The sequence below is a fragment of the Flavobacterium defluvii genome, from assembly GCF_900129555.1.
GTDB lineage: Bacteria > Bacteroidota > Bacteroidia > Flavobacteriales > Flavobacteriaceae > Flavobacterium > Flavobacterium defluvii.
The window spans coordinates 1-21,921 of the sequence record NZ_FQWC01000015.1; the positions used below are offsets into that span (position 1 = coordinate 1).

The window sequence follows — 21,921 nt, forward strand, 5'->3', positions numbered from 1 at the left end:
GAAAAACACGCTGAGATTTTAAGTTCAAGTTTGGATACAATCGAAGCCTGCGGGGGCGGAAGTGCCAGATGTATGATGGCAGAAGTATTTTTGCCCAAGAGCAGCATTAGATAAAATATTGTTTATGCTATTTAATTCGTCAATTAGAAGTTTCACGCTAATAAAAAATAAAAAAGTAGAAAAAGAATCTACAGTTACCTATTCAACAAGGATTCTGCGTATTAACTGGCAAATTTGACAAACCACGGACAATTGTTGTCAGTTAATTAATGTATTGTAAAATCCCCGACACTGATAAAACAGATGTAAAAACTGTCAAAATTTCATTTTTGATAATGTCAATTTTTCATTTATTAGGCGAAAAAATGTCATTTTCTGGTCGTGGCATTTTGTTTGTTTAGTAGTTTGTCGTAGTGGTTATTTAGCCCTATTATCCTTTAATTATTGTATAACTATTTAAAAAGTAAGTATTATGACACTAATGAAAAGAAATGGGAGTATGCTCCCTGCATTTCCGGGATTTGATGATCTGTTCACCCGCGAGCTTTTTAACTGGGGAAACACTAATTTCTCGTCCACCAGTACAACCATTCCGTCTGTAAACATTAAAGAAAGCGATGAATCTTTCGAAGTCGAAGTGGCAGCTCCGGGTATGGAAAAACAGGATTTTAACATTACGCTTGACGGTACTCTGCTAACCATTTCTTCGGTTAGACAAAATAGTTCCCAAAGCAAACAAGACAACTACACGCGCCGCGAATTCAGCTACCAGTCATTCCAGCGCAGCTTTGAGCTTCCTAAGCAGGTTGTGGATGAAGATAACATCAATGCCCATTATGAAAACGGGCTGCTTCATATTACTATTCCGAAAAGGGAAGAGGCCAAAAGAAAAGCACCGAGACTGATTGAGATTGCATAACCTATATTTAATCTGATAGTTTCGAATTTACTTCATTTTCTTGACTAACGAAGGCTGTCCCGCAATTGCAGGACAGCCTTTTTTATTAACTGACTCCTGTACGTATGACTTCAAAAATATTCACTGGTATTGTTATATTGTCTTTTGTTATATTGCTCCTTATCCTGCTGCTAAGGAAATTGAAACAGCCTTATTTTATTGCCTATATGCTGTCAGGAGTGCTGCTGGGACCCGAGGTTTTAGGTATCATCGGCACAGGCGAAGCTATAGAACAGCTCGGCGAATTGGGCATTATATTACTAATGTTCTTTATTGGAGCAGAAATCAACCTGCCCAGTCTGGCCAAGAATTTTATGAAGCCGCTGCTGGCAGCACTTACTCAGTTACTACTAAGTCTCGGCCTCATGTGGGGTATTGGATATTACCTAAACTGGTCGTATACTACTATCATGCTAACGGGATCGATTATCAGTTTGAGCAGTTCGGCCATCATATTCCAGTATCTTTCACGCAATGGAGAAATCAATTCCTCACTGGGGCTTATTACCTGCGGAGTACTGCTTATACAGGACATACTTATAGTTCCTATGATGCTTACACTGAATTTTATGGCACGCGGTTCGGTTGAACCTTCCGAGCTTATTAAGGTTAGTCTGGGAGCTTTGGTCATCGTGGTTTTCCTGAGGGCTGCCTTTATGAAAAACCTCTTTAGAATTCCGTTTACAAAAGACATTCTTGCCGACCACGACCTGCAGGTGTTCATAGGGTTTGCACTTTGTTTTGGTATGGCATGGATAACGCATTGGTTTGGACTTTCGGCTGCCTTTGGTGCATTTACAGCCGGAATTGTAATAGGACAGGATAAGGCTACACGCTGGCTCGACAGGTCGCTCGTGCCTTTTAGAGTATTCTTTCTCGCATTTTTCTTTATTTCGATAGGGCTGCAGATACAGCTGGCCTTTATTATAGAAAACATCAACACAATACTTTTTATGGCTTTGTCAGTACTGGTTATCAACAGCCTTATCAATGCTATAGTTTTCCGGGCTACGGGACACAGCTGGCGAGATAGTGTATATGCAGGTGCACTGCTTTCTCAGATTGGAGAATTCAGTTTTGTACTTATGACCATGGCATTCGATCTAAAACTCGTAGGCAGTTATATCTATCAGGTTACACTTGCCATCATTGCCCTCACCATGATTTTTGCCACAATATGGATTGCGATCATACAGAACGTCGAGATTAGGGTTTTAATTAAAAGAGAGTGAAAGAAAATCAGACACTCTCTTTTTTTATTGTTTTTTTAATACTGAATTTGCCTATTAGCAATGTCAAAATCAAATCTATTTTCAAGACTGAATATTGATGGGATTTTTGGCTACGTAAATTACGGATTTGACTACTTTACCTTTCCTGTATCTTCTCAATTTTGCTTCATAATATTAAATATAAAATACATGTCAGTAGAAAATAAAATTGCTGTAGTTACAGGAGGAAGCCGTGGTCTTGGAAAAGATATGGCTCTCAATCTTGCAAAAAAAGGGCTTAATGTGGTTTTAACGTATAACAGCCAAAAAGAAGAGGCGCAAAATGTTGTAAAACAAATTGAGCAGATCGGACAAATAGGAGTAGCTTTAAAATTGGATGTATCAGATACTTCGAGTTTCGATTTATTTAGAAAGACACTTTCCGAAACGCTTTCTAATCATTTTAAGACGGATAAAATTGATTTTCTTATCAATAATGCCGGTTTTATCCACTATGCAAATTTTGCAGAAATCACTGAAACCCAATTCACAGAAATGGAAAATGTCCATTTTAAGGGACCCTTTTTTTTAACTCAAAAACTTTTGCCGTTATTTAATGCCAATGGAGGTATTGTAAACGTCTCTTCGGGGCTTACCCGATTTGCTACTCCCGGATTTTCGGCTTATGCTTCATTTAAAGGCGGAATGGAAACACTTACAAAATATCTGGCAAAAGAACTGGGAGATAGAAGAATAAGAGTAAATTCTATAGCACCCGGGGCTATTGAAACTGATATCATGGGCGGCGCAGTTCGTGATAATGCTGAGATGAACCAATATTTAGCTTCTCAGACGGCTTTAGGAAGAGTAGGTCTTCCGGAAGATATTGGTGGAGTTGTTGCTTTTTTGTGTACAGATGAAGCAGGCTGGATCAATGCTCAGCGTATAGAAATATCCGGAGGTTCTAATTTGTAAAATTTATGGTCTTAAGGCTCAGTATTATAATTAATTACTGAGTCTTAGAAATAAAATTACTTAAGAACTTCACAAGTATAAAATACCTTAACACAATTATGAAATGAGTAATATAAAAAAAGCACCGAAAATGGTAGAAGGGCTTACAGATAAAGAAATTCAAGCTATTGAAAAATTTTATTTTGCCTGGAAAGATAAACAGCCAGAATTATTAGATAAAGTATGTTCACCAAACTGGAAAGACATTCCATTGGCGCCGGGACAGGAGGATAACTCAAAAGGCCTGCAGCAGATAATGAAACATTTATTTGTATTATTTCCGGATATAGAGATAGTTATCCACGAAATTATGGGAACACATGAGCGTGCAGCGGTAAGGGCGTCAATTGAATTTACACATTCAAATGAAGTACTGGGGATTGCACCTACAGGAAAGAAAGTATCACTGGCACTGCACGAATTTCATCATTTAAAAGATGGAAAACTGACACATACCTGGCATTTGGAAGATTGGTTCGGACTATTGGTACAAAGCGGCCTTTGGCAGACAAACGGCCAGGAAGCATCACAACAATAAAAACTAAATCCCAGATTTTAAAACGGAATATGCTTTTAACAACTGAATGCTTAACTGAAATTCCGTTAATGTTGCGTACATTGCTTTTAACATTGATTGTCGTTCCGATCATGTTCTATCAATTCTCCCATTTTATAATAAAATATTTTACAACTGGTTAAATAAATAATTTAGATATTTGTATATGAAATTGTTAAGAATAAAATCCATTACAGAATTTCATCGGTTTAGAGGTGTTTCTAACCCGGAGCATCCGTTAATAAGTCTGATTGATTATTCGAAAGTAAAATTTCCTGACGAAGGACCGGTAAATGTTGTAATGGAATTTTATTCAATTGCATTGAAACGGGATATTGGCGGTAAATTGTATTACGGCCAGCAGGTATATGATTTTGATCAGGGATTAATGTCGTTCATTGCTCCAGGTCAGGTTTTGAGAATTGAAATTGATCCTGATGCATCAGGTAATCGTTCTGGTTATCTGCTTCAGATTCATCCGGATTTTTTTTGGAACTCACCTCTGGCAAAAACAATTAAACAATATGCCTTTTTTGACTATGCAATCAATGAAGCTTTGTTTCTCTCAGAAAAAGAGGAAGGCATTATTACCAATATTTTTGAGAATATCAGACAGGAATACCACACTAATATTGATAGATTCAGCCAGGATCTGATCATTGCTCAAATTGAACTCCTGCTTAAGTATTGTGATAGATTCTACAATCGTCAGTTTCTTACGAGAAAGATCAGTAACCATCAAATGCTTTCAAAAGTAGAAGATCTTTTAAATGATTATTTTAATGATAAAAATACTGCAGAGAAAAGCCTGCTTTCAGTTCGGTTTGTTGCCGATGCACTGAATGTTTCTCCTGATTATTTAAGCAGCTTACTTAAAATACATACAGGCCAGAACACACAGCAGCATATTCACAACAAATTAATAGAAAAGGCAAAGGAGAAACTCTCTACTACAAATTTATCGGTGAGTGAAATTGCTTACCAACTTGGTTTTGAACATCCACAGTCATTCAGCAAGCTTTTTAAAACGAAAACGAATCTAAGCCCATTAGAATTCAGGGCAAGTTTCAATTAAGTTTTTCACTCTGTAAAAAAATTGCAGATATTGCTAGGTAACAATTCACGGAGTCTTAATTGCTAATGAAAGCAGTATAAAAACAAAAAACCTGCAAATTCTAAGATTTGCAGGTTTTACCATATTTGTTTTACCCTTTTTATTAAAAAACTGTATCGATAGAATGTTCTTTCAAAATCGTAAGAGCATAGTTTACTGCATTTATCTGTACTTTATATTAATGCTAATAATATCCGAAGTCATATTGGTGGTTCTGGTATAATGGCCATAGCGAATCTCTAAAGTATTCCAGTGTTTAAGACCAAAAATACCATTTGGCGGCGTGAATTTCATTCCCATTCCAAAGAAACTGCTGTCAAACTTAGACAAATCATAATTGCTGGTGTAAAATTCGTCAGCAGCAGTATGTTCTTCATAAGGCTTAAAATACTTTGTTCCGCTCTGGGTGTAATATCTGTAAAAAGGACTTAACGAAAAAGCCTGTGTAAGCTTTACAGGAATTTCCAAATCTGCTGTATGAGCTTTCAGACTCCAGTCATCAGTATAATATCGATAATATGCCCTAATAATCAAATTATCACCCAAGAAATAGCTTGCTCTGATTCCCAACGGAATTTTAAGTCTTGTGTCGGGCATTTTCTCCTGATGTACGGAGCCATCTGCAAAGTAGACTCTGTGAAATGGAAGACTTAAATAACCGTTTTGGCTGATTATATCTCCAACCAGCATTATCTGGAGATTTTTATTGATAACCTGAGAATAGCTTAAAGTTCCTGCAAAAGTATTTCGGCTGGCACTACCATATCCTTCACTTCCTGATGGACGAAGCTCAACCGGCTCAATCAGTTTTAACTGATCTATAAAGGTCTGGAACTTGGCTGTAAATTCTCCATTTTTATTTCTTGTTTTCTGAGAGAAGGATATATTTCCTCCAAAAGACTGATAATCAAATTCGGTTGAAGATGAAAGCCCGATAGCATAAGCTCTGCCTTTCTCTTCATTCTCTCTTAAATAAGTAAGTGAAGGATAAAAACGATTGTCTGAAGAAGAAGCTGATGAATTGGCGCTTAAATCAATCATATCTGACGAGGCAGAGGTATAGTGATCAATTCCTGCTTCAATATCAAAAGTATGTTTGATTCCAGTTTCACCGTATTTTATCAGCCTAACATCTATTGTATTGGCAATATCAGTAAGGTGCTCACTACCGATTCCTCCTGTAACGGCAGAATTGTTTCCATCTTGTTTATAATAGCTTGACACTAAATTGACTTCTTCCAGTTTTAATTTTCGGCTTTTGTAGCTTGTGGAATCAGTTGGTACATCCTGTGCTCTTGACTGGAACAATGCCAGTAGAGCAGCACCTGTAAGAAATACTCTTTTCATTTTTAAAAATATAAAAATTAGTTGCAGCCGCAGCCTCCGCCGCTTTTTCCTGAATTTGCTCCGGAAGCTCCTTCACGGTAGGATTGAAAACTAAGTTCAGTTTTTTCGATTTTCCTGTTGGAAAGCACCATTTCAGAATCGTTGAGTTTTCCTTTCTGGTATTCCTTAACCGTAGTACAAGAGTTAAACAGCAGGCTGGCGAGAGCAGTACTGCATAACAATACAAGATTTTTTTGCGTTGGCTTTTTCATTTCAGGCGTATGTTTTTGGATGTGTAAATTTTATTGCTGTCATCAATTATAATACAGTATAAATCGGGTATCTGATCAATTAAAAACAAGCCTGCTCTAATACCCATAACGGCTATAGGTGTAGCCATAGCATCTGCAAATTCTGCGTTTGAAGCTATAATGGTCACGCTTTTGATTCCGGTTATAGGAAGACCTGTTTTTGGGTCAATTGTATGTGAATATTTTTTACCGTCAATGGTTATGAACTTTTCATAATTTCCCGAAGTTGCCACTGCTTTGTTGGATATTTCCATGTAAGAGAAAGCAGCATTTGGAGAGTCCGGATCTGCTACTCCAATGGTCCATTTCCTGCCATCCGGCTGGAGTCCCCAGGCAGATAGATCACCGCTGGCATTAATGATGCCGCTTTGAACATTGTTTTTAAGCAGAACCTGTTTTGCCATTTCAGCAGCATATCCTTTTCCAATGCCGCCAAAACCAATCCTCATTCCTTTTTCCTTTAGAAATACTGTTGTATTTTCCCTGTCAAGTATAATATTACGATAATCAATAAGATGGACCATTTTTAAAGCTGTTGCAACATCTGGCAGTCTGGTCATGGCTTTGTCAAAGTTCCAAAGACTTTTGTCGATGCTTCCATAAGAAATATCAAATGCGCCTTGCGTAATTCTCGAAATTCCGATACTTCTTTCAATAAGGCTAAAAACTTCGAGATCTACCTTGACAGGTTTTATTCCAGCGTTAGCATTAATCTGATTAGTCTGGCTGTCTTCTTTGTAAGTTGTCAGGAGTTTTTCAATACGCCTGATTTCTTCAACGGCCAGATTGATATTTGCATTTGCCGTTTTTTCATCGCGGGCAACAACTGTAATGGTAAAGTTGTTTCCCATTAGTTTTAGGGAATGAGAGTATTTATGGCTTTTGCCAATGCTATTTTCGGCTTTCACAGATTGCTTTTATTTCGGCTGTCCATTGTTCAGGTGAAGATTCCGGTTTTCCGTGCCAGGTTTTAATTACTTTACCATCAGAATCAAGAAGAAGTGTCAAAGGGAAACTTCCTTCCTTATTATATATTTCGGCTAAATCCTCGTTTCGTTTTACTTGTTGTGCAGTTCCAATATTTTTCTTTTTTCTTGGAAAATCGGCATTAACCAGCACTAAATTTTCATTTGCCATAGCGGTGAAAACTTCACTCTCAAAATAGTCTCTGCGCAAAACGATGCAAGGCCCGCACCAGTCTGAACCGGAGAAATTCAGAAGAATTAATTCATTTTTTTCCTTTGCCGTTTTTTTTGCATTATTAAAGTCAGGTTCCCAGTTAATAGGCAGTAATGCCAGTAAAAGGAATAATGTAATTAGTTTCATTTTGCGGTCTGTTTTTGGATATATACGAAATAACGAATTGCTTTGGATCTTATTTTTCCGGTTTGCTTAAGATTAGATTAATTTTCTAAGCACTCTGAACTCCAAAAATGTATCCGACCAACGCTGATACTGCCATTGCAAAAGTGCCCCAGATACAGATGCGCAAAACAGCCTTCAGGACATTTGACCCTCCTGCTTTAGCTGCTAAAATTCCTGAAAATGCCAAAAAAAGTATCGAAAAACCATATTGATAAAATACCATATCTTTAATGGGTGCAAAAATAGCAATCAACAAGGGAAGCAATCCTCCGGCTATAAATGATACTGCAGAAGCAAAGGCAGCCATTAAAGGATTTGCGCGGGTAATTTCATTAATTCCAAGCTCGTCTCTTGCATGGGTTTCAAGTGCGTTATGGGCAGTTAATTCTACTGCAACCTGATAAGCAAGTTCTTTATTTAAGCCTCTTTTTATATAGATGTCTGTTAATTCTTCCAGCTCCTCTTCGGGCATGGTTTGGAGTGCGTATTTTTCTCTTTTTAGATCAGCAGATTCTACATCTGATTGTGAACTTACTGATACATACTCTCCTGCAGCCATCGAAAGAGCTCCAGCAGCCAATCCTGCAAGGGCAGCAAGTAAAATAGGTTCTCTTGTTACGCTGGCAGCTGCAACACCAATGGCTAAACTTGTTGTAGAAAGAATTCCGTCATTTGCGCCAAGAACTGCTGCTCTTAGCCAGCCGCTTCTGTTGATGTAATGGTTCTCAGTGTGCATAGTTTAAATTATAATGATTTAATCTATTCGGGATTTCCGGTGTTTTTTCTGCACTCTTCCAAAATTAGTTTTAGTAATTCCCTAATTTGAAATTGTGGTCTATTTTTGGTTTTAGCTTTTCTATTCGTAAAAATCATAAATATGAATCTGCTGCGCATTGAGATGTTAAAAAGGAAATTCTGTAAATAGAATAATAGTATTTCTTTAATATATTTAAAACAGAAGTACCTTTTCGTTTTTAATATTCATTGCATTGAAATCTGCTTAAAAACCAATTAAAATTACATTATTTTTTTTGCCGTTAATGAAATATAGGGTGTTAGAATGATTCTAAATTTTGGATGCGTTTATAATTCAGGTAATTTTTTAGATTGATACGGATCATTTTTTATGTACTTTTTATTCAATTTTGTTTTTGATGTAAGAAGTATATTATATGCATAAAAAGAAGTTTCCAATTCTTATAACATTTATGGATTACTTAAACGAAGTATGTCTTTCAACAGCAATTTAAGATTTATAGTAATATCGCATAAAGTTAAGACAGCTTTCGGGCTGTTTTTTATTTTTAAAATGTCTTAAATTGAAAAAAATGGAGTCAAATTAGACTATGTGGTTATTACAGATGTGTTGTTGATATTCGAAAGATAATAAATAATGGAAATAAAAGTCTGGAAATCAAAGATGTAAGTTATCTGTAAGGAATGATAATGTATTAGTAACCAGAATTAGAAATAATCACTTTTCGAGTAATTTTTTCACTATCAGCCGTCGTAAATGTTGCGATGTATATTCCGGCACTCAGTCCTGAAGTTGGAAAACTAAAGTATTGTTCGGCACCTAAATTATCTTTTGAAATCACTACTTTTCCAAGAATATTATATAGCTTAAAAGATTTCATAATCGCATTATTAAGATTTGTGGCATTTAAAACCTGGTTTTTATTGTCCTGACTAATAAAAAAATTACTTCGCACTGCATTATTGGTTACTAATGTTTCCTGAGTAAAAGTTATTTTAAATCGCTCTGTATCTTTTCCTGAATCAACTACAGCTTCATACGGTGTGTTTCTAATATTATGGTAAGACCTATCAAGCGCATCATATATATAAATTGGCTGTGCATCATCAATACCGTCTGTTTCAGAGATATAAAATTTGAATTTCCTACTTACTGCAGCTTTTACAGAGAGTGGAATTTTTTTAGATAAATTGAAATTAAGTCCCTGAATTACGTAATCGCCATTTTCAATCCAAAATGCAATATCATCAGAAAGATCCTCATTCATATTTGTATCAATATCTTTATCAACACCGTCTGTTGCTTCAGAAACAAAAATTAATTTAAGCTGTCTTGTAAACTCACCGTCTATAGTTGTATTTAGCTTAAAATAGGGTATTAGAGGCGGCGGTGGCGGCGGTCCATCATAACCTCCTTCATTCGGATTATTTGTTTTGGCAGTTGTTTTTTGAACTGGTTTTTCGAATTGAGATAAACTAATGTATTCTGTATAAAAGATAGGATGGAAATTTGTAAATGTAACAACTCCGTTGGAAGCTCCGTTTATTAAAAAGCCCTCACCAATTTGAAAATATTTTGTAAATACTGAATTATTACCAACAGGTAAGCGCCAATTGAAGCTGGAAGCCAAATTTATATTTTGGTCTGCATAAAATAACTGATTCTTAAAATACACAGTTGAATTGGCACCAATTTGCGAAAAACTTTGAAAAGAAAGTAAGACAGATAGTAAAAGTAAAGTTTTTTTCATATTTCTTGGTTTTTATAATATTTCAGTCCGTTTTTTAATTTAAAATCTATTTCATTTTAAAAATAGTATAGCTGTCAAATATGACATCTGCTGTAAAATTGTAAAAAGCATTAAATCCATGGGAAGCTGCAGCTTGTTTATTGTCTAAAACAAGAGGATTTGGATTTGTTGATCGGGCTATTATCGGAATAAGAAAAATTAAATAGAAATCTGGTTTTTTCATAATTAAGAATAGTAGTTAATTAAGCGCATGTATGCAAATTAATAGGAATACCTTTTAAATTAAAAGGGGGAAGTAATAACCGACAGTTATATGGTATAATCGTTTATTGCACGAAATCAATGGGGATGAAAGTAGAAGAAAGGCAAACTAATACTACCGGTTAAAGTGATTATAATGCGTTTTGAAAAAAGAATACATTTTGATTTATGGTTCATTATATACAGACAAAACAGATGAACCGGAGTTTTAAATTCTGCTAAATTGTGATATCTTAATTTACAGATGAAGTTTATAAGAATTAAAACCTGTGAGATGAGGTGATGTTGTTTAAAGTCAAAAATAACAATTATAGTAACTTTTGAAATTACTGCAGCATTGCCATTTAATGGTGAAGTATAAAATTTGATTTAATTTATTTGGAAATAATATTTATAACTGCCTAAATAATTCGGTCAAGAAATTCTTTGGTAATCGGTTTAACATGAAAGGAAACCACATTCTTATTACTGCTTGATCGTGCGATATCATCATTATCGATTGTTGATGATATAATGTAGGTTTTGCAATAATTTTTCAAATTAGTTGATAAAGCATCGTATGTTTCCAGAAATTCAAATCCAGACATTAAAGGCATGTAGATGTCTACAAAAATTATTTGGGGTAATTTTGAAATGTTATCCTGATTTTCCTGAAGATATTTTATAGCTTCTTGCGCCTCTGTATAATGCAGCACATTTTTTCCAAAGTTATTCTGAGTGATCATACGTGAGATAATATATAAATCTACCAGGTTATCATCAATAATCATAACAGTTTCAAATTTTGGGTCAAGTTCTTTTAACATGATTTCAAATTTTTTAAAGTGATATTAAATTTGGTTCCAGTTCCTTTATCTGACTGTACCTCTATGCTGCCCTGCAATATTTCTATGGCATCTTTTACGATATATAACCCAATACCTGAACCATCTTTGCCCGAAAGGCGAAAAAACATTTCAAATATTTTTTGATGATACGCCGGATCTATTCCTACTCCGTTATCAACTATTGAAAACTGAAGATTTTCATGATCTGAATATCCAAATATTTTTACAAATTTGTCAGCTTCCTCTTTTTTATGGTATTTTATGGCATTGGAAATTAGATTTTTTAGAATGGTTGTAAATCGCAGCCTGTCTGTATAAAAAGGGTTTTGTTCCTTTATTTCAATTTCAAAACGAATACCATTTGCGTCTTTCATTTTTTGAAGAGAATCCACTATGTCAAGTATCATTTCATTTACCGGGATCTGTTCCACCTCAAGTCCTGTACGGTTATTTCGAGAATAGTTTAGAATGTTTTTTATAAAATCATCAAGACGATTGATACTTATTTTTATCAGTTCTGCATGTTTAAGAGTATCAATTTCCCTGCTTTCTGTTTCAATAAAAGAAATAAGACCAAGAATAGAAGTTAGGGGAGAACGCAGATCGTGCGATACACTGTACACAAATCGATCCAGTTCCGAATTTGTTTTGATAAGTTCTCTGTTTCTTTTTTCCAGATTTGTTTCTGCTTTTTTACGATCAGAGATGTCGTTAGAAAGAATTAATCTCGCTTCGTTTCCTTCATATACAATATTATGGGCTATAATTTCAACTGGAACAATAGTTCCATCTTTCTTTATATGATTCCATATTCCTCTATTATAATTTGATCTATCAATCTTAGAAGTATCGCTCGATTTAATGAAATGAATTTTATCATCATTAGGCCTTATGTCCAAAGCAGTCATAGAAAGAAATTCTTCACGACTATATCCGTATTGCAGAATTGCCATTTTATTTACATCAAGAAAGTTAAAAGACAGTAAATCAATAATCCGCATTGGCATTGGATTGTTGTCAAAAAGATACCTGTATTTTTTCTCACTTTTTTTTAACTCTTTTTGTGCCAGTTTCATTTCTGTAATATCTGAGAGTACAATAACCGCTCCTGTTATCTCACCATCAGTATCGTGAAACGGAACGGGATAAGGTAATACATTGCGTTTGTCTCCATTGGGGCGTTCTATAAGTATTTCACTGGTAAGGATCGGATCACCTTCTTTTAACGCTGTAGCCAACGAACATAAATCCAGAGGCTTAGAGTGCTTATTTTTATTATCATTAATATTCCAGGAATTATACCATAAATCTTTACCTAGTTCAGGTTCTCTGCCCCATAGTTCAGCTGCTGCTTTATTATAGAGTACAATTTGTCCTTCAGAATCACAGCAATAGGTAGGAACCGGAAGTTTATGAATAAGATCTCTATACATTTTTTCGCTTTCTTCAATTTTTTTTCGGGATAGAACCTGCTCTGTAACATCATTCCCAAAAATAAGTATTCCGTCAATTTCATTATTGGCATCCCTGCGTGCTTGAAAAATAAAATTTAGATAAACATCTTTTAGTTTTCCGCTGCTATGTCCATCAAATTTTATGAGCATTTCATTGGCTGAAAAACTTTCACCTGTTTGATATACATTATCTAAAATTTCAAAAATCCCCTGCGGTTCAAGTTCCGGTAAAACTTCTTTTACGGGTTTCCCAATAATATCAATCTTATCAATTAATTGCAAATAAAGTTCATTTGCCAATTCATAAACATGGTCATTACCTTTTAAGACTGCCATATATGAAGGCGCCTGTGCATAAATATTAAAGAATTGTAGTCTTTCAGTTTCAAATCCTTTTTCTATATTTTTTTTCTCAGTAATATCCCTGCCTATACAATAGCATAATTTTTTGGTATCATCCCATACAGCAGACCATTGCAGATAAATTATATTTCTATTTTTATGTATGAACTTTTTTTCGAATATAGAGGTATGTGTCTTGCAATCAAATTTTTCATTAAGAATAGCAGCATGCTCATAAAATATGAAATCACTGTATTTTTTACCAATTAACTCTTCAGGTTTATAGCCTAAAATAGATTCTGAAGCTTTATTTACCCATACAAATCTTCCTTCTTCATCGCAAGAACAAATCAGATCCATTAAATAATCTAAAATTTTACCAGGGTCATGTAACGTTTCATCAAAATGATAAGAGGTATTATCATTTTTTTCTTTTGTCGTTTTGCTTTCTGAAATATGATGAATGTTCATTTTGCTGGTAGTTGAAGGTTACTTATCTTTTTTTAATCTTTGAGTTTAATAAATTTGTTAAAATCATCTTGTCTTCTTTTGGCAACTGGTAAAATTGCTCCATTAGAAAGTTCGCAGAAGTAGCCGTCTTTTTTCGAAATTTTAATAATATGACGAAGATTAATAATATAGGAATGATGTATTCTAAAAAAATAATTGTTATCAAGAATGTTAATGTATTCACCCAGATTTCTGCTTGACATTATCCTGGTTCCGTTAGACAGGATAAAAACGGTATATTTTCCATCTGCCTTGCAAAAAATAATTTCCGACATTGGTATGAGTTCTATTTTTTCTAAAGATGCAACGGCAACATAGTCATTTTTATGAGCTGTGTTTAAAATATTTATATTGTTAATTTTTTGATGTTGATAAGAATGCTCCATTTCTCTTCTTTTAATTACTTTATAAACAGCCATTATTATGGAGTTAAAATCAATTGGTTTTAGTAAAAAATCAATTGCATCATGTTTAAAAGCTTTAACAGCATAATCCTTATTTGCTGATATAAATACAAGTTTTGGAATGCTAAAATCTAATTGTTCAAGCATTTCAAAAAATAGATTATCTTTAAAAATAATGTCTAACAGGATAAGGTCCGGTTTTTTTGATTTTATTAAAGTCAATCCTTCTTTTATACATTTAGCGTTACCAATTATCTCCAAAATCATAGAATTTTCTTCCTCAAATTTTTTCAAGATTTGAAAAGTCTCTTTTTCTTCAGAGATGATTATGGCATTTATAGGATTCATATTTTTTTGCTTTTACTAATCAATTCAAAAATTTAGCTCTTACACCTGGTTTTAAGATATTGATTATCTGTTTTTTTAATTGTATAAAGAATGTTGTATTTTAGAACATAAATTACAGAAACATTAAGATATACTTTTAAAATTTGGGTATGCTATTTATCGAAAAGTAATAAATGATCAAAAAAGTAGTATAAGTGTTTACATTTACAGCATTCGTGTACCGCTGCTCTTTCTATATTGTAAAATAGTTGCACAAATCTCATATGACCGGAAAAAGCTCTTATTTTTTAGTAATTTCCGTTCGAGATTAGATATTGTGTTTATTGAAATTGAGAGTTTAAAAGAAAATCTAATAGTTTTTTAACTTTTCTTTTTCTTTGCAAAAATAAGATACATGTGGTCAAATAGTTATAGGATAGAATACCCCACTTATAGCACTATTGTCTCTTTAATTAAAATTTTCCGGGTATATTTTCTTTTTTCTTGTTTAGAGCGTAAGAATATCCCATTTTATTAGATACTGCATATTAAAGTGAAATTTAGCTGCTTCCCGAAATTTCATACCATTCTTTCCTGCTGATTCATCAGCTAATTTTAACTGCCTGATTTTTTGATCAAGTCTCATAATTTCATGGTGTAACAGCTATACGTTTTGAAATAATAAGAGCTATTCTTGCATTTTGATTGTTAGAAGATACTTTTTTTAAAGGATGTCCGCCATATAATTCATATTTCGGAACCGTGTTTCGTGTAAACTGTACTTTTTCTATACTAATAATCTGATCGGGAATATTAGCACCATACCAGAGAGAATCTGCTTTTTGTTTCCAGGTAACCTCATATAAAACAGCTCCTTCAGGATAAGAGCTGTCTGCTTTTGTTTTTGCATGCTGAAAAGCAATTTTATTTCCATATAATGTGGACATAGTGGCTTTACTAGGATTAATTGAAAATGTAATTGGTGATAGTAATAAAGGATTTTCTGATAGCTTATCTAATGTTGATACAGAAGCTTTTTCATTGAGATTCTCTTTATTTCTGCCGCATCCCGAAAGTAAAATGATAAGTATGATTATGATAGTGTGAAGTAGTTTCATAATTATTTTGTTTTATTGTAGATATTAAATTTGTTAATGTCAAGATGTAGAGGAGCGGTAAAAACATAATCATTGTTTTTGACCGGATTATGGCAGGAGATGCATTCCTGATCAAAGTTGGCACTATCACCGTACGGTTTTAAGTCATTTCCTTTCCATCTTGCCCATCCCCAACCTTTTGTAGCTTCGTATTTTTTTGCATCTTTTATCATAAATTCAACCTGAATAAATGCTCCTGCAGATATAGTTCCATCGACTTCTGTTTTTTGTTTCCAGGCTGTTTTGGCAAGAATTGTGCCGTCGGGCCACGGATTAGTCTGGTGTTCTGCTATAGCTTTTACAGCGATTTCGTTTCCATAAATGATACGCATACTGCCGTTGTCAAAACGGTCTGATGTGCTGACAGCTTTCCAGTTTCTAAAATCGGGTATGTATGAAATATTATTTAGTGTTGGTTTAACTTTAGAATAATCTGTTATTTTTTTATTCAGAATTACTTTTTCAACGTCCTTTGCAGCAGCAGGCGGTACTTCCTGATTTGGTTTTCGGACTGCTATTGTAGTTAAATAATTTTTTAAAACAGAGATAGAGCGGTCATCTAATTTGGCATTAGGATGAAGGGCTGCATAACTTTTAATCGGCATTTCACCCGATAGTATTTTATTAAAAGCATAAAAAAGTGTCGCATTTTGCTTTGGCTTTTCTAATTTATCCCAATCCGAAAAATTCAACGCTTTTCTTCCATCTGTAATATGAGAAGCAACTATAAAATTTGCAGGCGTTATTTTGTCAAACCAAGCAAGGTTAACTGTGCTAGAGTGGCAGTCAAAGCAAGAGTTTCTTAAAATTGTATTTACTTCTGCAGGAACATTATGTAAGTCCTTTGTTGGTATACTATATTCAATTTCTTCAGGTTTCCAAAATTGTAAAGCAATAAATGCAGCCAGTAAAATTGCGAAGATTTTAAGTCCTTTTTTCATTTGTTTTATTTTTTAGAGGTAATAAATAATCAATTCAAAATTAGGCCTAATCCAGGTGTTTAAAAGATTTAATTGGTTCAAAGGGGATTTTTTGACCTTGAAGCCGAAATATCAAAAGCTAAATAAATTGCTTATTTTAGCCTAAGTAAAATTTTCTAAACAGTTTTCATTTTAAGGACTATAAATTTACATGAAAAAAGCACGCCTTTATACTTTGACACTTACAGGCATTAGTATTGTTGTTCTAATTATTAGTTTGATTTCTTCCAGTTATCTTTATTTGTCTGCCAAAGAAAAATTATGCAATAGTAAATTAGAATCGGGAGAGAGGGAAGTTCGGGAAATTTCACGACTTTTAGAACAGCAGCTCCGCAGTGGATTGTCTAAAGATCAGGTAATTCATAATCTTCAGATAAGTATTGAAAATACAGATATAAAAAGTGATTTTATATGTATGTATAATAAAAAAGGAATTGAACTCTGTCATCCTAATCCGGCGTTAATTGGGGTTAAAATCCAAGAGAATAATTCTCAGGTAAATGGAATAAGCAATCAGGAGTTTAAGTCATTAAGTACCGTTTTGGAACAAGGAGAAAAGATAGGAGGGATACGTACATTTCCTAATGACCCAAAAAGAAAATCGGAAATAATAAATATAAATCCTGTTGCAGGAACGGATTGGATGGTAGCATCACATGCTAATTTATCTGTCTTAGAAGAAGAATTATCAGATTTGTATCTGCAGTTTGTGTTGAGTCTGTTTTTAAGTACAGTATTTATAAGTGTTTGCAGCTACTTAATGATACGTGTTATTTATCGAAAATATGAAAGAGTCTTTGATCTTGAGAAAGAGGATTTAAATTACAGGGTAAATGAGCTTCAGGTTTTGAATCAGCAGCTAAATTCAAATCAGCAGAAATTACAGAATCTTGCAGATACCACTTTAAAAAATGATAAATCAAAAGAATCAGAAACTCCAAAGAAAAGAATACTTACTTATCATAAAGATCAACTGATAAAATTAGATATTGAGGAGATTGCTTATATTTTACTAGATATGGGAATTACATACATTTACACTTTTGACAATCGCCAATATAACAGTAATAACAGTTTGGATGAAGTTATGAAATGGATGGATCAAACAATTTTTTATAGAGCAAACAGGCAGTTTATAGTTAATATAAGTTCTATCAGCAGCATTGTGCTTTACGGAAATAACCAATTAAAACTAATTATAAAACCGGATCCTAAAAAAGAGATTATTATAAGTAAAAATAAAGTTGCTGAATTTAAAAATTGGATAGATCAGTAAAATAAAAACAGGTAATAGGGAAGTGCATTGCCATCAGGAATAAAGTTTAGTACCGGAAAGCAATGCCAAAAGTTGAAACAAATGTAAATTTAATTGAATTGAGCTCTATACTGTTGCGGACTTTGATTTGTTTTTAATTTAAATAATCTGCTAAATGATTGAGGCTGTTCAAAACCTAATTCAAATGCAATTTCAGAAATAGTTAAAGCTGTAGCAGATAACTTATTTTTAGCTCGATAAATCATTTTATCATGAATAATCTGCTGGGTGTTTTGCCCTGTAAGATTTCGTAATAGATCACTTAAATAGCTCGCTGACATATGCAGCTGATCAGCTAAATAATTAACAGTTGGAACTCCGGTATTCAAGACTTTATCACTATTAAAATAATCCTCCAGCAACTGATCAATACGATCGGTAAGACTAGGATAGTTTTGTTTTCTGGTAAGAAATTGTCTGTTATAAAAACGTTGTGAATAGTTTAGTAATAGTTCAATTTGCGATATGATCACATTATGGCTTATGTCGTCTATACGGTTTTCAAGCTCTTCTTCAATATCTCTGAATAGTGACAAAATGGTTTCTTTTTCTTTTGTTGAAAGATGCAGTGCTTCATTGGCTGCATAAGAGAAAAAGTGATACTGATGAATCTTTTGTGCTAATGGGTATTGCAGCAGAAAATCAGGATCTATAAGCAGTGTGATCTGCGGACTAAGTATTTTTTGTTCTGCAGTTTCCTCTTTATCATTTTCTTCTATTGAAGAGAGAATTTGTTGTGGAGCTACAAAAAACAAACCACCCTCTTTAAAATCAAATTTAGTTTTACCATACATTAACTCTCCTCCGGCATCTGGTTTAAAAGCTATTTTATAATAATTCAATACGTGCGATTTATTAGGTGCACGACCTTTAAGTGGCTTGTCTACTCCGTTTAACAAAACGATTAAAGGATGCTTCGGGGGCGGAAAACCAGATGCTTCCATTACGTCGGCCAGCGTATTAAATCTTTTTACGGAATGATTCGATTTTTTTGAAACCATGATGTTATAAAATTTGCAGTATACAAGTTAAGCAATATACGCTTTCTCCTGCAAAAGAAAGCGAATAAAAGTCTGTCAAAAACATATGGATGATTAACCTTGGGCAGCTTCTGAAACAGTTTTCCAAGTTTCCCATTCCTGAAGGCGTTCAGCGTAGATTTGCTGAATATATGGCAAATCGTTTTTACCCAATAGTAATCTCAATGGCGGGTTTTCAGCATCTACAACAGCAAATATGGCATCGGGGGTTACTATAGGATTTCCTCGTTCCAGCTTTTGTAAATTTTCCATCAAGTTGTTTTTCAAATCATCATAATCCACTAATTTTTTGCTGGCCATTTTTAGCGATTGAGCACTGCCAAATTCGGTACGATATGCCCCCGGTTCAATCAGCGTTACTTTGATGCCAAATTCTGCAACTTCTTTGGATAAACTATCGTAGATAGCTTCAAATGCAAATTTTGAAGAACAATAATAACCAATAAGGGGATTACTATAAATGCCAACGGCGCTGGATGTTCCCAAAATATGACCATGACCTTGGGCTCGCAGTATAGGTAATGCGGCCTGGATCACATGGATTGGTCCCATAATATTGGTTTCGTACATGGCTTTTACTTCATCTGTGCTGCACTCTTCGATAGTTCCTACCAAAGAATATCCGGCATTATTAAATACAATATCTAATCTCCCAAAATATTCGTTGGCCCTACTAATAGCGTTTTGCACTTGCAAAGCATTGGTTACATCCGCTTCAAGTATCAGGATCTGATCGCCATACTTTTCTTTTAATGCGGCAATACTGTTGATATTACGTACTGCAGCGGCGACTTTGTCTCCGCGTTTCAAAGCGGCTTCTGTCCATATTTTTCCAAAACCTCTTGAAGACCCTGTAATGAACCAAACTTTTTCTTTCTGTTTATTTTCCATTTTTAAATTGTATTAATAGAAATGCAAAATTGCTTCTTAATGGATTTAATTGCGTTGCCAGAATGAGGATTATCCTAACCAAAATGAAGAAAAGCGAATTACTGGTATTAGGGAACTGGAGAACCGCAAAATATTTATCTTTACCCATATGCTTTTAGAAATAGTAAAATCGCAAGCAACTTTACTATTTCTAAAACCTGAATACTGACTTAATAATCTTTACTCCAAAACATAAGACTTTATGGCAATGTCTATGTAAGTTAAAAATGTTTATTTAGAAGTATATACTATATTTTTCATACTGATATTATAAACTACACTTTCTAAATTTAACATTGTAGAAACTGCAAATTATATTTTAATCAATTATTATGCTGTTAATTGCTTTGTTCATAGCATTATCTTTTAGTTCTGCTACTTTTAATCCTTCAGCTCGAAATGCTGTAAGATCGGTCATACCCAAGAACCCAAGAAATGCTTTTAAATAAGGAACAACAAAGTCATTATCCTTTCCGGGGCCTTGTGAATAAACACCACCGGAGGACATAGCAACATATATTTTTTTCCCTGTCACTAAACCCACTGGCCGGCCATCTTCACCATATCCAAACGTTACTCCGGGTCTGGTTATATGATCAATCCATGCTTTTAATGAAGAAGGGATGGTGAAATTGTAAAGCGGCGCACCAATAACAATTATATCCGCGGTTTTTAATTGTTCAAGCAAATTATTAGAAAATTCTATAGATTTTTTTTCTTCTTCACTTAGCTTATCAGAAGAAGTAAATAGTTTTCGAAGTAGTTCAGTATTCAAATGCGGTATTTCAATATCTGCGAGATTTACTTCTTTAACTTTACTGTTAGGATACTTTTCTTGAATTTTTTCAATTATAGCATTACCTAATTTAATACTATATGATTCGGCTGCCTGAATGCTTGACTTTAGATGTAGGATGTTTTTCATATTTTAGATTTGTTTTAAATTTTGATTTTTCTTAACAATAATTATATCAAGAACTAGCTTTTTAATAGTACAAAGTTACTTAGGGAGACTATATGAATGATTGCGGTTTCCTAAAGGAAACTAGTTACTTTCGGGAAAGTTCATATCTTTATACACATGAAAATAATTGAAGAACAAGAACTTCCAACTAAAGATCAATGTGCAGGCTCACTGCGTAACATTATAGATGCACTCTACGTTTTAGGTGGAAAATGGAAGATTGCTTTAATCCTCTGTATAATTCAGTCTCCGAAACGCTTTAATGAAATAAAAAAAGAAATTGAAGGAATATCACCAAAGATTTTAGCAAAAGAACTAAAAGATTTAGAATTAAATGATTTTGTTAAACGTACAGTGTGCCCAACTACTCCTGTAAGTATAATTTATGAAGCGACAGACTACAGTCATAGTTTGAAAAAAGTAATAAGTGAGCTTAGTGCCTGGGGAGGTTTGCATAGAGAAAAAGTCAAAGAAAGTATGAGAAAATGAGAACAATAACTAATACTTTCAAGTCTGATGTGCTTTGATGCTTGTTTCCTTCGACTGTATGACTGTATAGTCCCTTTAAATTTGCTTTGGAAAGAGTAAGCGAAATTCTCGCTGTAGAAGTAAAAAATGGAGTTAAAGCTTGAGGTTTAGTAAAGAGAAAAAAATAAAAATATAAAAGGATACGGACTGGAGCATATTTTGGATATTACAGGCAGATCATGACCTAGGTCGGTAATTTATCAGCTGATTCCAGAGAAACAACGATTCAATCACTATACACAATGATTCATGGAATCAATACTGGAATATTTGTGAAAGTATTTAAAAATATAGAAGCCAATAGTAATGTAATTCTTTAATTATTTTCGGCAGTATCTCTAATATTGAACATACATGAAAAAAGCAAAAAATTAGAGCCGAATTTTAATGAAGGAATAAAGTTAGCAGCCAGTCAGAAAATTTACGTATTATGTTGTTCGTTTTTACTGCTTCAGATAAATTCTGCCTAAGCTTTTAGCCGCAAAAAAGATATCAACTTCACTTTGAAAATTCTCTATGT

Annotated in this window: 23 protein-coding genes; 8 read left to right on the forward strand and 15 right to left on the reverse strand. The window is 33.9% G+C overall.

The genetic code is table 11. The features are described 5' to 3' along the window. The 6 genes from BUC29_RS21420 to BUC29_RS20845 all read left to right on the forward strand — a co-directional run. The coding region (locus tag BUC29_RS21420) for an arginine deiminase-related protein (protein ID WP_244160860.1) at nt 1-114 on the forward strand (114 nt) is incomplete at its 5' end. 358 nt (nt 115-472) lie between these two features. Continuing rightward, nucleotides 473-919, forward strand: coding sequence for an Hsp20/alpha crystallin family protein (locus BUC29_RS20825; protein WP_073418478.1), 447 nt, complete (start codon nt 473-475; stop codon nt 917-919). A 104-nt stretch (nt 920-1,023) separates the two neighbouring features. After that, nucleotides 1,024-2,190 carry a cation:proton antiporter gene (locus BUC29_RS20830; RefSeq protein WP_073418480.1) on the forward strand — a complete coding sequence of 389 codons (1,167 nt, stop codon included), beginning with the start codon at nt 1,024-1,026 and terminating at the stop codon, nt 2,188-2,190. Between the two features lie 189 nt (nt 2,191-2,379). Continuing rightward, the gene (locus BUC29_RS20835; RefSeq protein WP_073418482.1) at nt 2,380-3,144 is read left to right on the forward strand and encodes an SDR family NAD(P)-dependent oxidoreductase; all 765 of its coding nucleotides are present in this window, start codon (nt 2,380-2,382) and stop codon (nt 3,142-3,144) included. Nucleotides 3,145-3,274: 130 nt separating this feature from the next. Next, nucleotides 3,275-3,721 carry an ester cyclase gene (locus tag BUC29_RS20840; RefSeq protein ID WP_139260588.1) on the forward strand — a complete coding sequence of 149 codons (447 nt, stop codon included), beginning with the start codon at nt 3,275-3,277 and terminating at the stop codon, nt 3,719-3,721. Nucleotides 3,722-3,905: 184 nt separating this feature from the next. Continuing rightward, complete coding sequence (locus tag BUC29_RS20845; RefSeq protein WP_073418486.1) at nt 3,906-4,814, forward strand: helix-turn-helix domain-containing protein; 909 nt, start codon at nt 3,906-3,908, stop codon at nt 4,812-4,814. A gap of 201 nt (nt 4,815-5,015) precedes the next feature. Here BUC29_RS20845 and BUC29_RS20850 read toward each other — a convergent pair whose 3' ends face one another. From BUC29_RS20850 to BUC29_RS20900, 12 genes are all read right to left on the reverse strand, one after another. Beyond that, entirely contained in the window at nt 5,016-6,200 is a 1,185-nt protein-coding gene (locus BUC29_RS20850) for a DUF3570 domain-containing protein (RefSeq protein ID WP_073418488.1), read from the reverse strand. Between the two features lie 17 nt (nt 6,201-6,217). Next, nucleotides 6,218-6,451: a DUF4266 domain-containing protein gene (locus BUC29_RS20855; RefSeq protein WP_073418490.1), complete on the reverse strand. Its 234-nt coding sequence runs from the start codon at nt 6,449-6,451 to the stop codon at nt 6,218-6,220. Then, a complete protein-coding gene (locus tag BUC29_RS20860; RefSeq protein WP_073418492.1) occupies nt 6,448-7,341 on the reverse strand; it encodes an FAD:protein FMN transferase in 894 nt (297 codons plus the stop codon). Before BUC29_RS20860 ends, BUC29_RS20855 begins: the two co-directional genes overlap by 4 nt. Before the next feature lie 40 nt (nt 7,342-7,381). Further along, entirely contained in the window at nt 7,382-7,816 is a 435-nt protein-coding gene (locus BUC29_RS20865) for a thioredoxin family protein (RefSeq protein WP_073418494.1), read from the reverse strand. A gap of 85 nt (nt 7,817-7,901) precedes the next feature. Then, the gene (locus BUC29_RS20870) at nt 7,902-8,591 is read right to left on the reverse strand and encodes a VIT1/CCC1 transporter family protein (protein ID WP_073418496.1); all 690 of its coding nucleotides are present in this window, start codon (nt 8,589-8,591) and stop codon (nt 7,902-7,904) included. Between the two features lie 715 nt (nt 8,592-9,306). Further along, a complete protein-coding gene (locus tag BUC29_RS20875) occupies nt 9,307-10,362 on the reverse strand; it encodes a T9SS type A sorting domain-containing protein (protein ID WP_073418498.1) in 1,056 nt (351 codons plus the stop codon). 46 nt (nt 10,363-10,408) lie between these two features. Then, on the reverse strand, nt 10,409-10,585 hold the full coding sequence (locus tag BUC29_RS21610) for a hypothetical protein (RefSeq protein ID WP_167369553.1): 177 nt from the start codon (nt 10,583-10,585) through the stop codon (nt 10,409-10,411). A 439-nt stretch (nt 10,586-11,024) separates the two neighbouring features. Beyond that, nucleotides 11,025-11,429: a response regulator gene (locus tag BUC29_RS20880; RefSeq protein WP_073418501.1), complete on the reverse strand. Its 405-nt coding sequence runs from the start codon at nt 11,427-11,429 to the stop codon at nt 11,025-11,027. After that, on the reverse strand, nt 11,423-13,717 hold the full coding sequence (locus BUC29_RS20885; RefSeq protein ID WP_073418503.1) for a PAS domain-containing sensor histidine kinase: 2,295 nt from the start codon (nt 13,715-13,717) through the stop codon (nt 11,423-11,425). The genes BUC29_RS20880 and BUC29_RS20885 overlap by 7 nt, the downstream gene beginning before the upstream one ends. A 32-nt stretch (nt 13,718-13,749) precedes the next feature. Continuing rightward, the gene (locus tag BUC29_RS20890) at nt 13,750-14,508 is read right to left on the reverse strand and encodes a LytR/AlgR family response regulator transcription factor (protein WP_073418505.1); all 759 of its coding nucleotides are present in this window, start codon (nt 14,506-14,508) and stop codon (nt 13,750-13,752) included. Nucleotides 14,509-15,137: 629 nt separating this feature from the next. Next, nucleotides 15,138-15,605: a hypothetical protein gene (locus BUC29_RS21425; RefSeq protein WP_139260590.1), complete on the reverse strand. Its 468-nt coding sequence runs from the start codon at nt 15,603-15,605 to the stop codon at nt 15,138-15,140. A 2-nt stretch (nt 15,606-15,607) separates the two neighbouring features. Continuing rightward, nucleotides 15,608-16,585, reverse strand: coding sequence for a cytochrome P460 family protein (locus BUC29_RS20900; protein WP_073418509.1), 978 nt, complete (start codon nt 16,583-16,585; stop codon nt 15,608-15,610). Between the two features lie 190 nt (nt 16,586-16,775). Between BUC29_RS20900 and BUC29_RS20905 the strand changes: the two genes are divergently transcribed. Further along, entirely contained in the window at nt 16,776-17,900 is a 1,125-nt protein-coding gene (locus BUC29_RS20905) for a LytTR family DNA-binding domain-containing protein (protein WP_073418511.1), read from the forward strand. Between the two features lie 89 nt (nt 17,901-17,989). Here the strand turns inward: BUC29_RS20905 and BUC29_RS20910 are convergent, their stop codons facing one another. The 3 genes from BUC29_RS20910 to BUC29_RS20920 form a co-directional block, all read right to left on the reverse strand. Next, a complete protein-coding gene (locus tag BUC29_RS20910) occupies nt 17,990-18,940 on the reverse strand; it encodes a helix-turn-helix domain-containing protein (RefSeq protein WP_073418513.1) in 951 nt (316 codons plus the stop codon). Between the two features lie 93 nt (nt 18,941-19,033). After that, nucleotides 19,034-19,870, reverse strand: a complete 837-nt coding sequence (locus BUC29_RS20915) for an SDR family NAD(P)-dependent oxidoreductase (RefSeq protein WP_073418515.1) — start codon at nt 19,868-19,870, stop codon at nt 19,034-19,036. Between the two features lie 358 nt (nt 19,871-20,228). Further along, nucleotides 20,229-20,834 (reverse strand): FMN-dependent NADH-azoreductase, encoded by a 606-nt coding sequence (locus BUC29_RS20920; RefSeq protein ID WP_073418517.1) that lies wholly within the window; start codon nt 20,832-20,834, stop codon nt 20,229-20,231. A gap of 156 nt (nt 20,835-20,990) precedes the next feature. Here BUC29_RS20920 and BUC29_RS20925 point away from each other — a divergent pair, with 156 nt between their 5' ends. Then, nucleotides 20,991-21,362, forward strand: coding sequence for a winged helix-turn-helix transcriptional regulator (locus BUC29_RS20925; protein WP_073418519.1), 372 nt, complete (start codon nt 20,991-20,993; stop codon nt 21,360-21,362). Nucleotides 21,363-21,921 lie beyond the last annotated feature (559 nt).

What these genes read in the sequence shown, in the direction of transcription:
- BUC29_RS20915 (WP_073418515.1), bottom strand. Translation starts at nt 19,870, where the DNA reads ATGGAAAATAAACAGAAAGAAAAAGTTTGGTTCATTACAGGGTCTTCA.
- BUC29_RS20885 (WP_073418503.1), bottom strand. Translation starts at nt 13,717, where the DNA reads ATGAACATTCATCATATTTCAGAAAGCAAAACGACAAAAGAAAAAAAT.
- BUC29_RS20920 (WP_073418517.1), bottom strand. Translation starts at nt 20,834, where the DNA reads ATGAAAAACATCCTACATCTAAAGTCAAGCATTCAGGCAGCCGAATCA.
- BUC29_RS20825 (WP_073418478.1), top strand. Translation starts at nt 473, where the DNA reads ATGACACTAATGAAAAGAAATGGGAGTATGCTCCCTGCATTTCCGGGA.
- BUC29_RS20865 (WP_073418494.1), bottom strand. Translation starts at nt 7,816, where the DNA reads ATGAAACTAATTACATTATTCCTTTTACTGGCATTACTGCCTATTAAC.
- BUC29_RS20845 (WP_073418486.1), top strand. Translation starts at nt 3,906, where the DNA reads ATGAAATTGTTAAGAATAAAATCCATTACAGAATTTCATCGGTTTAGA.
- BUC29_RS20925 (WP_073418519.1), top strand. Translation starts at nt 20,991, where the DNA reads ATGAAAATAATTGAAGAACAAGAACTTCCAACTAAAGATCAATGTGCA.
- BUC29_RS20905 (WP_073418511.1), top strand. Translation starts at nt 16,776, where the DNA reads ATGAAAAAAGCACGCCTTTATACTTTGACACTTACAGGCATTAGTATT.
- BUC29_RS20835 (WP_073418482.1), top strand. Translation starts at nt 2,380, where the DNA reads ATGTCAGTAGAAAATAAAATTGCTGTAGTTACAGGAGGAAGCCGTGGT.
- BUC29_RS20870 (WP_073418496.1), bottom strand. Translation starts at nt 8,591, where the DNA reads ATGCACACTGAGAACCATTACATCAACAGAAGCGGCTGGCTAAGAGCA.
- BUC29_RS21610 (WP_167369553.1), bottom strand. Translation starts at nt 10,585, where the DNA reads ATGAAAAAACCAGATTTCTATTTAATTTTTCTTATTCCGATAATAGCC.
- BUC29_RS20855 (WP_073418490.1), bottom strand. Translation starts at nt 6,451, where the DNA reads ATGAAAAAGCCAACGCAAAAAAATCTTGTATTGTTATGCAGTACTGCT.
- BUC29_RS20900 (WP_073418509.1), bottom strand. Translation starts at nt 16,585, where the DNA reads ATGAAAAAAGGACTTAAAATCTTCGCAATTTTACTGGCTGCATTTATT.
- BUC29_RS20850 (WP_073418488.1), bottom strand. Translation starts at nt 6,200, where the DNA reads ATGAAAAGAGTATTTCTTACAGGTGCTGCTCTACTGGCATTGTTCCAG.
- BUC29_RS20880 (WP_073418501.1), bottom strand. Translation starts at nt 11,429, where the DNA reads ATGTTAAAAGAACTTGACCCAAAATTTGAAACTGTTATGATTATTGAT.
- BUC29_RS20875 (WP_073418498.1), bottom strand. Translation starts at nt 10,362, where the DNA reads ATGAAAAAAACTTTACTTTTACTATCTGTCTTACTTTCTTTTCAAAGT.
- BUC29_RS20830 (WP_073418480.1), top strand. Translation starts at nt 1,024, where the DNA reads ATGACTTCAAAAATATTCACTGGTATTGTTATATTGTCTTTTGTTATA.
- BUC29_RS20890 (WP_073418505.1), bottom strand. Translation starts at nt 14,508, where the DNA reads ATGAATCCTATAAATGCCATAATCATCTCTGAAGAAAAAGAGACTTTT.
- BUC29_RS20860 (WP_073418492.1), bottom strand. Translation starts at nt 7,341, where the DNA reads ATGGGAAACAACTTTACCATTACAGTTGTTGCCCGCGATGAAAAAACG.
- BUC29_RS21425 (WP_139260590.1), bottom strand. Translation starts at nt 15,605, where the DNA reads ATGAAACTACTTCACACTATCATAATCATACTTATCATTTTACTTTCG.
- BUC29_RS20840 (WP_139260588.1), top strand. Translation starts at nt 3,275, where the DNA reads ATGGTAGAAGGGCTTACAGATAAAGAAATTCAAGCTATTGAAAAATTT.
- BUC29_RS20910 (WP_073418513.1), bottom strand. Translation starts at nt 18,940, where the DNA reads ATGGTTTCAAAAAAATCGAATCATTCCGTAAAAAGATTTAATACGCTG.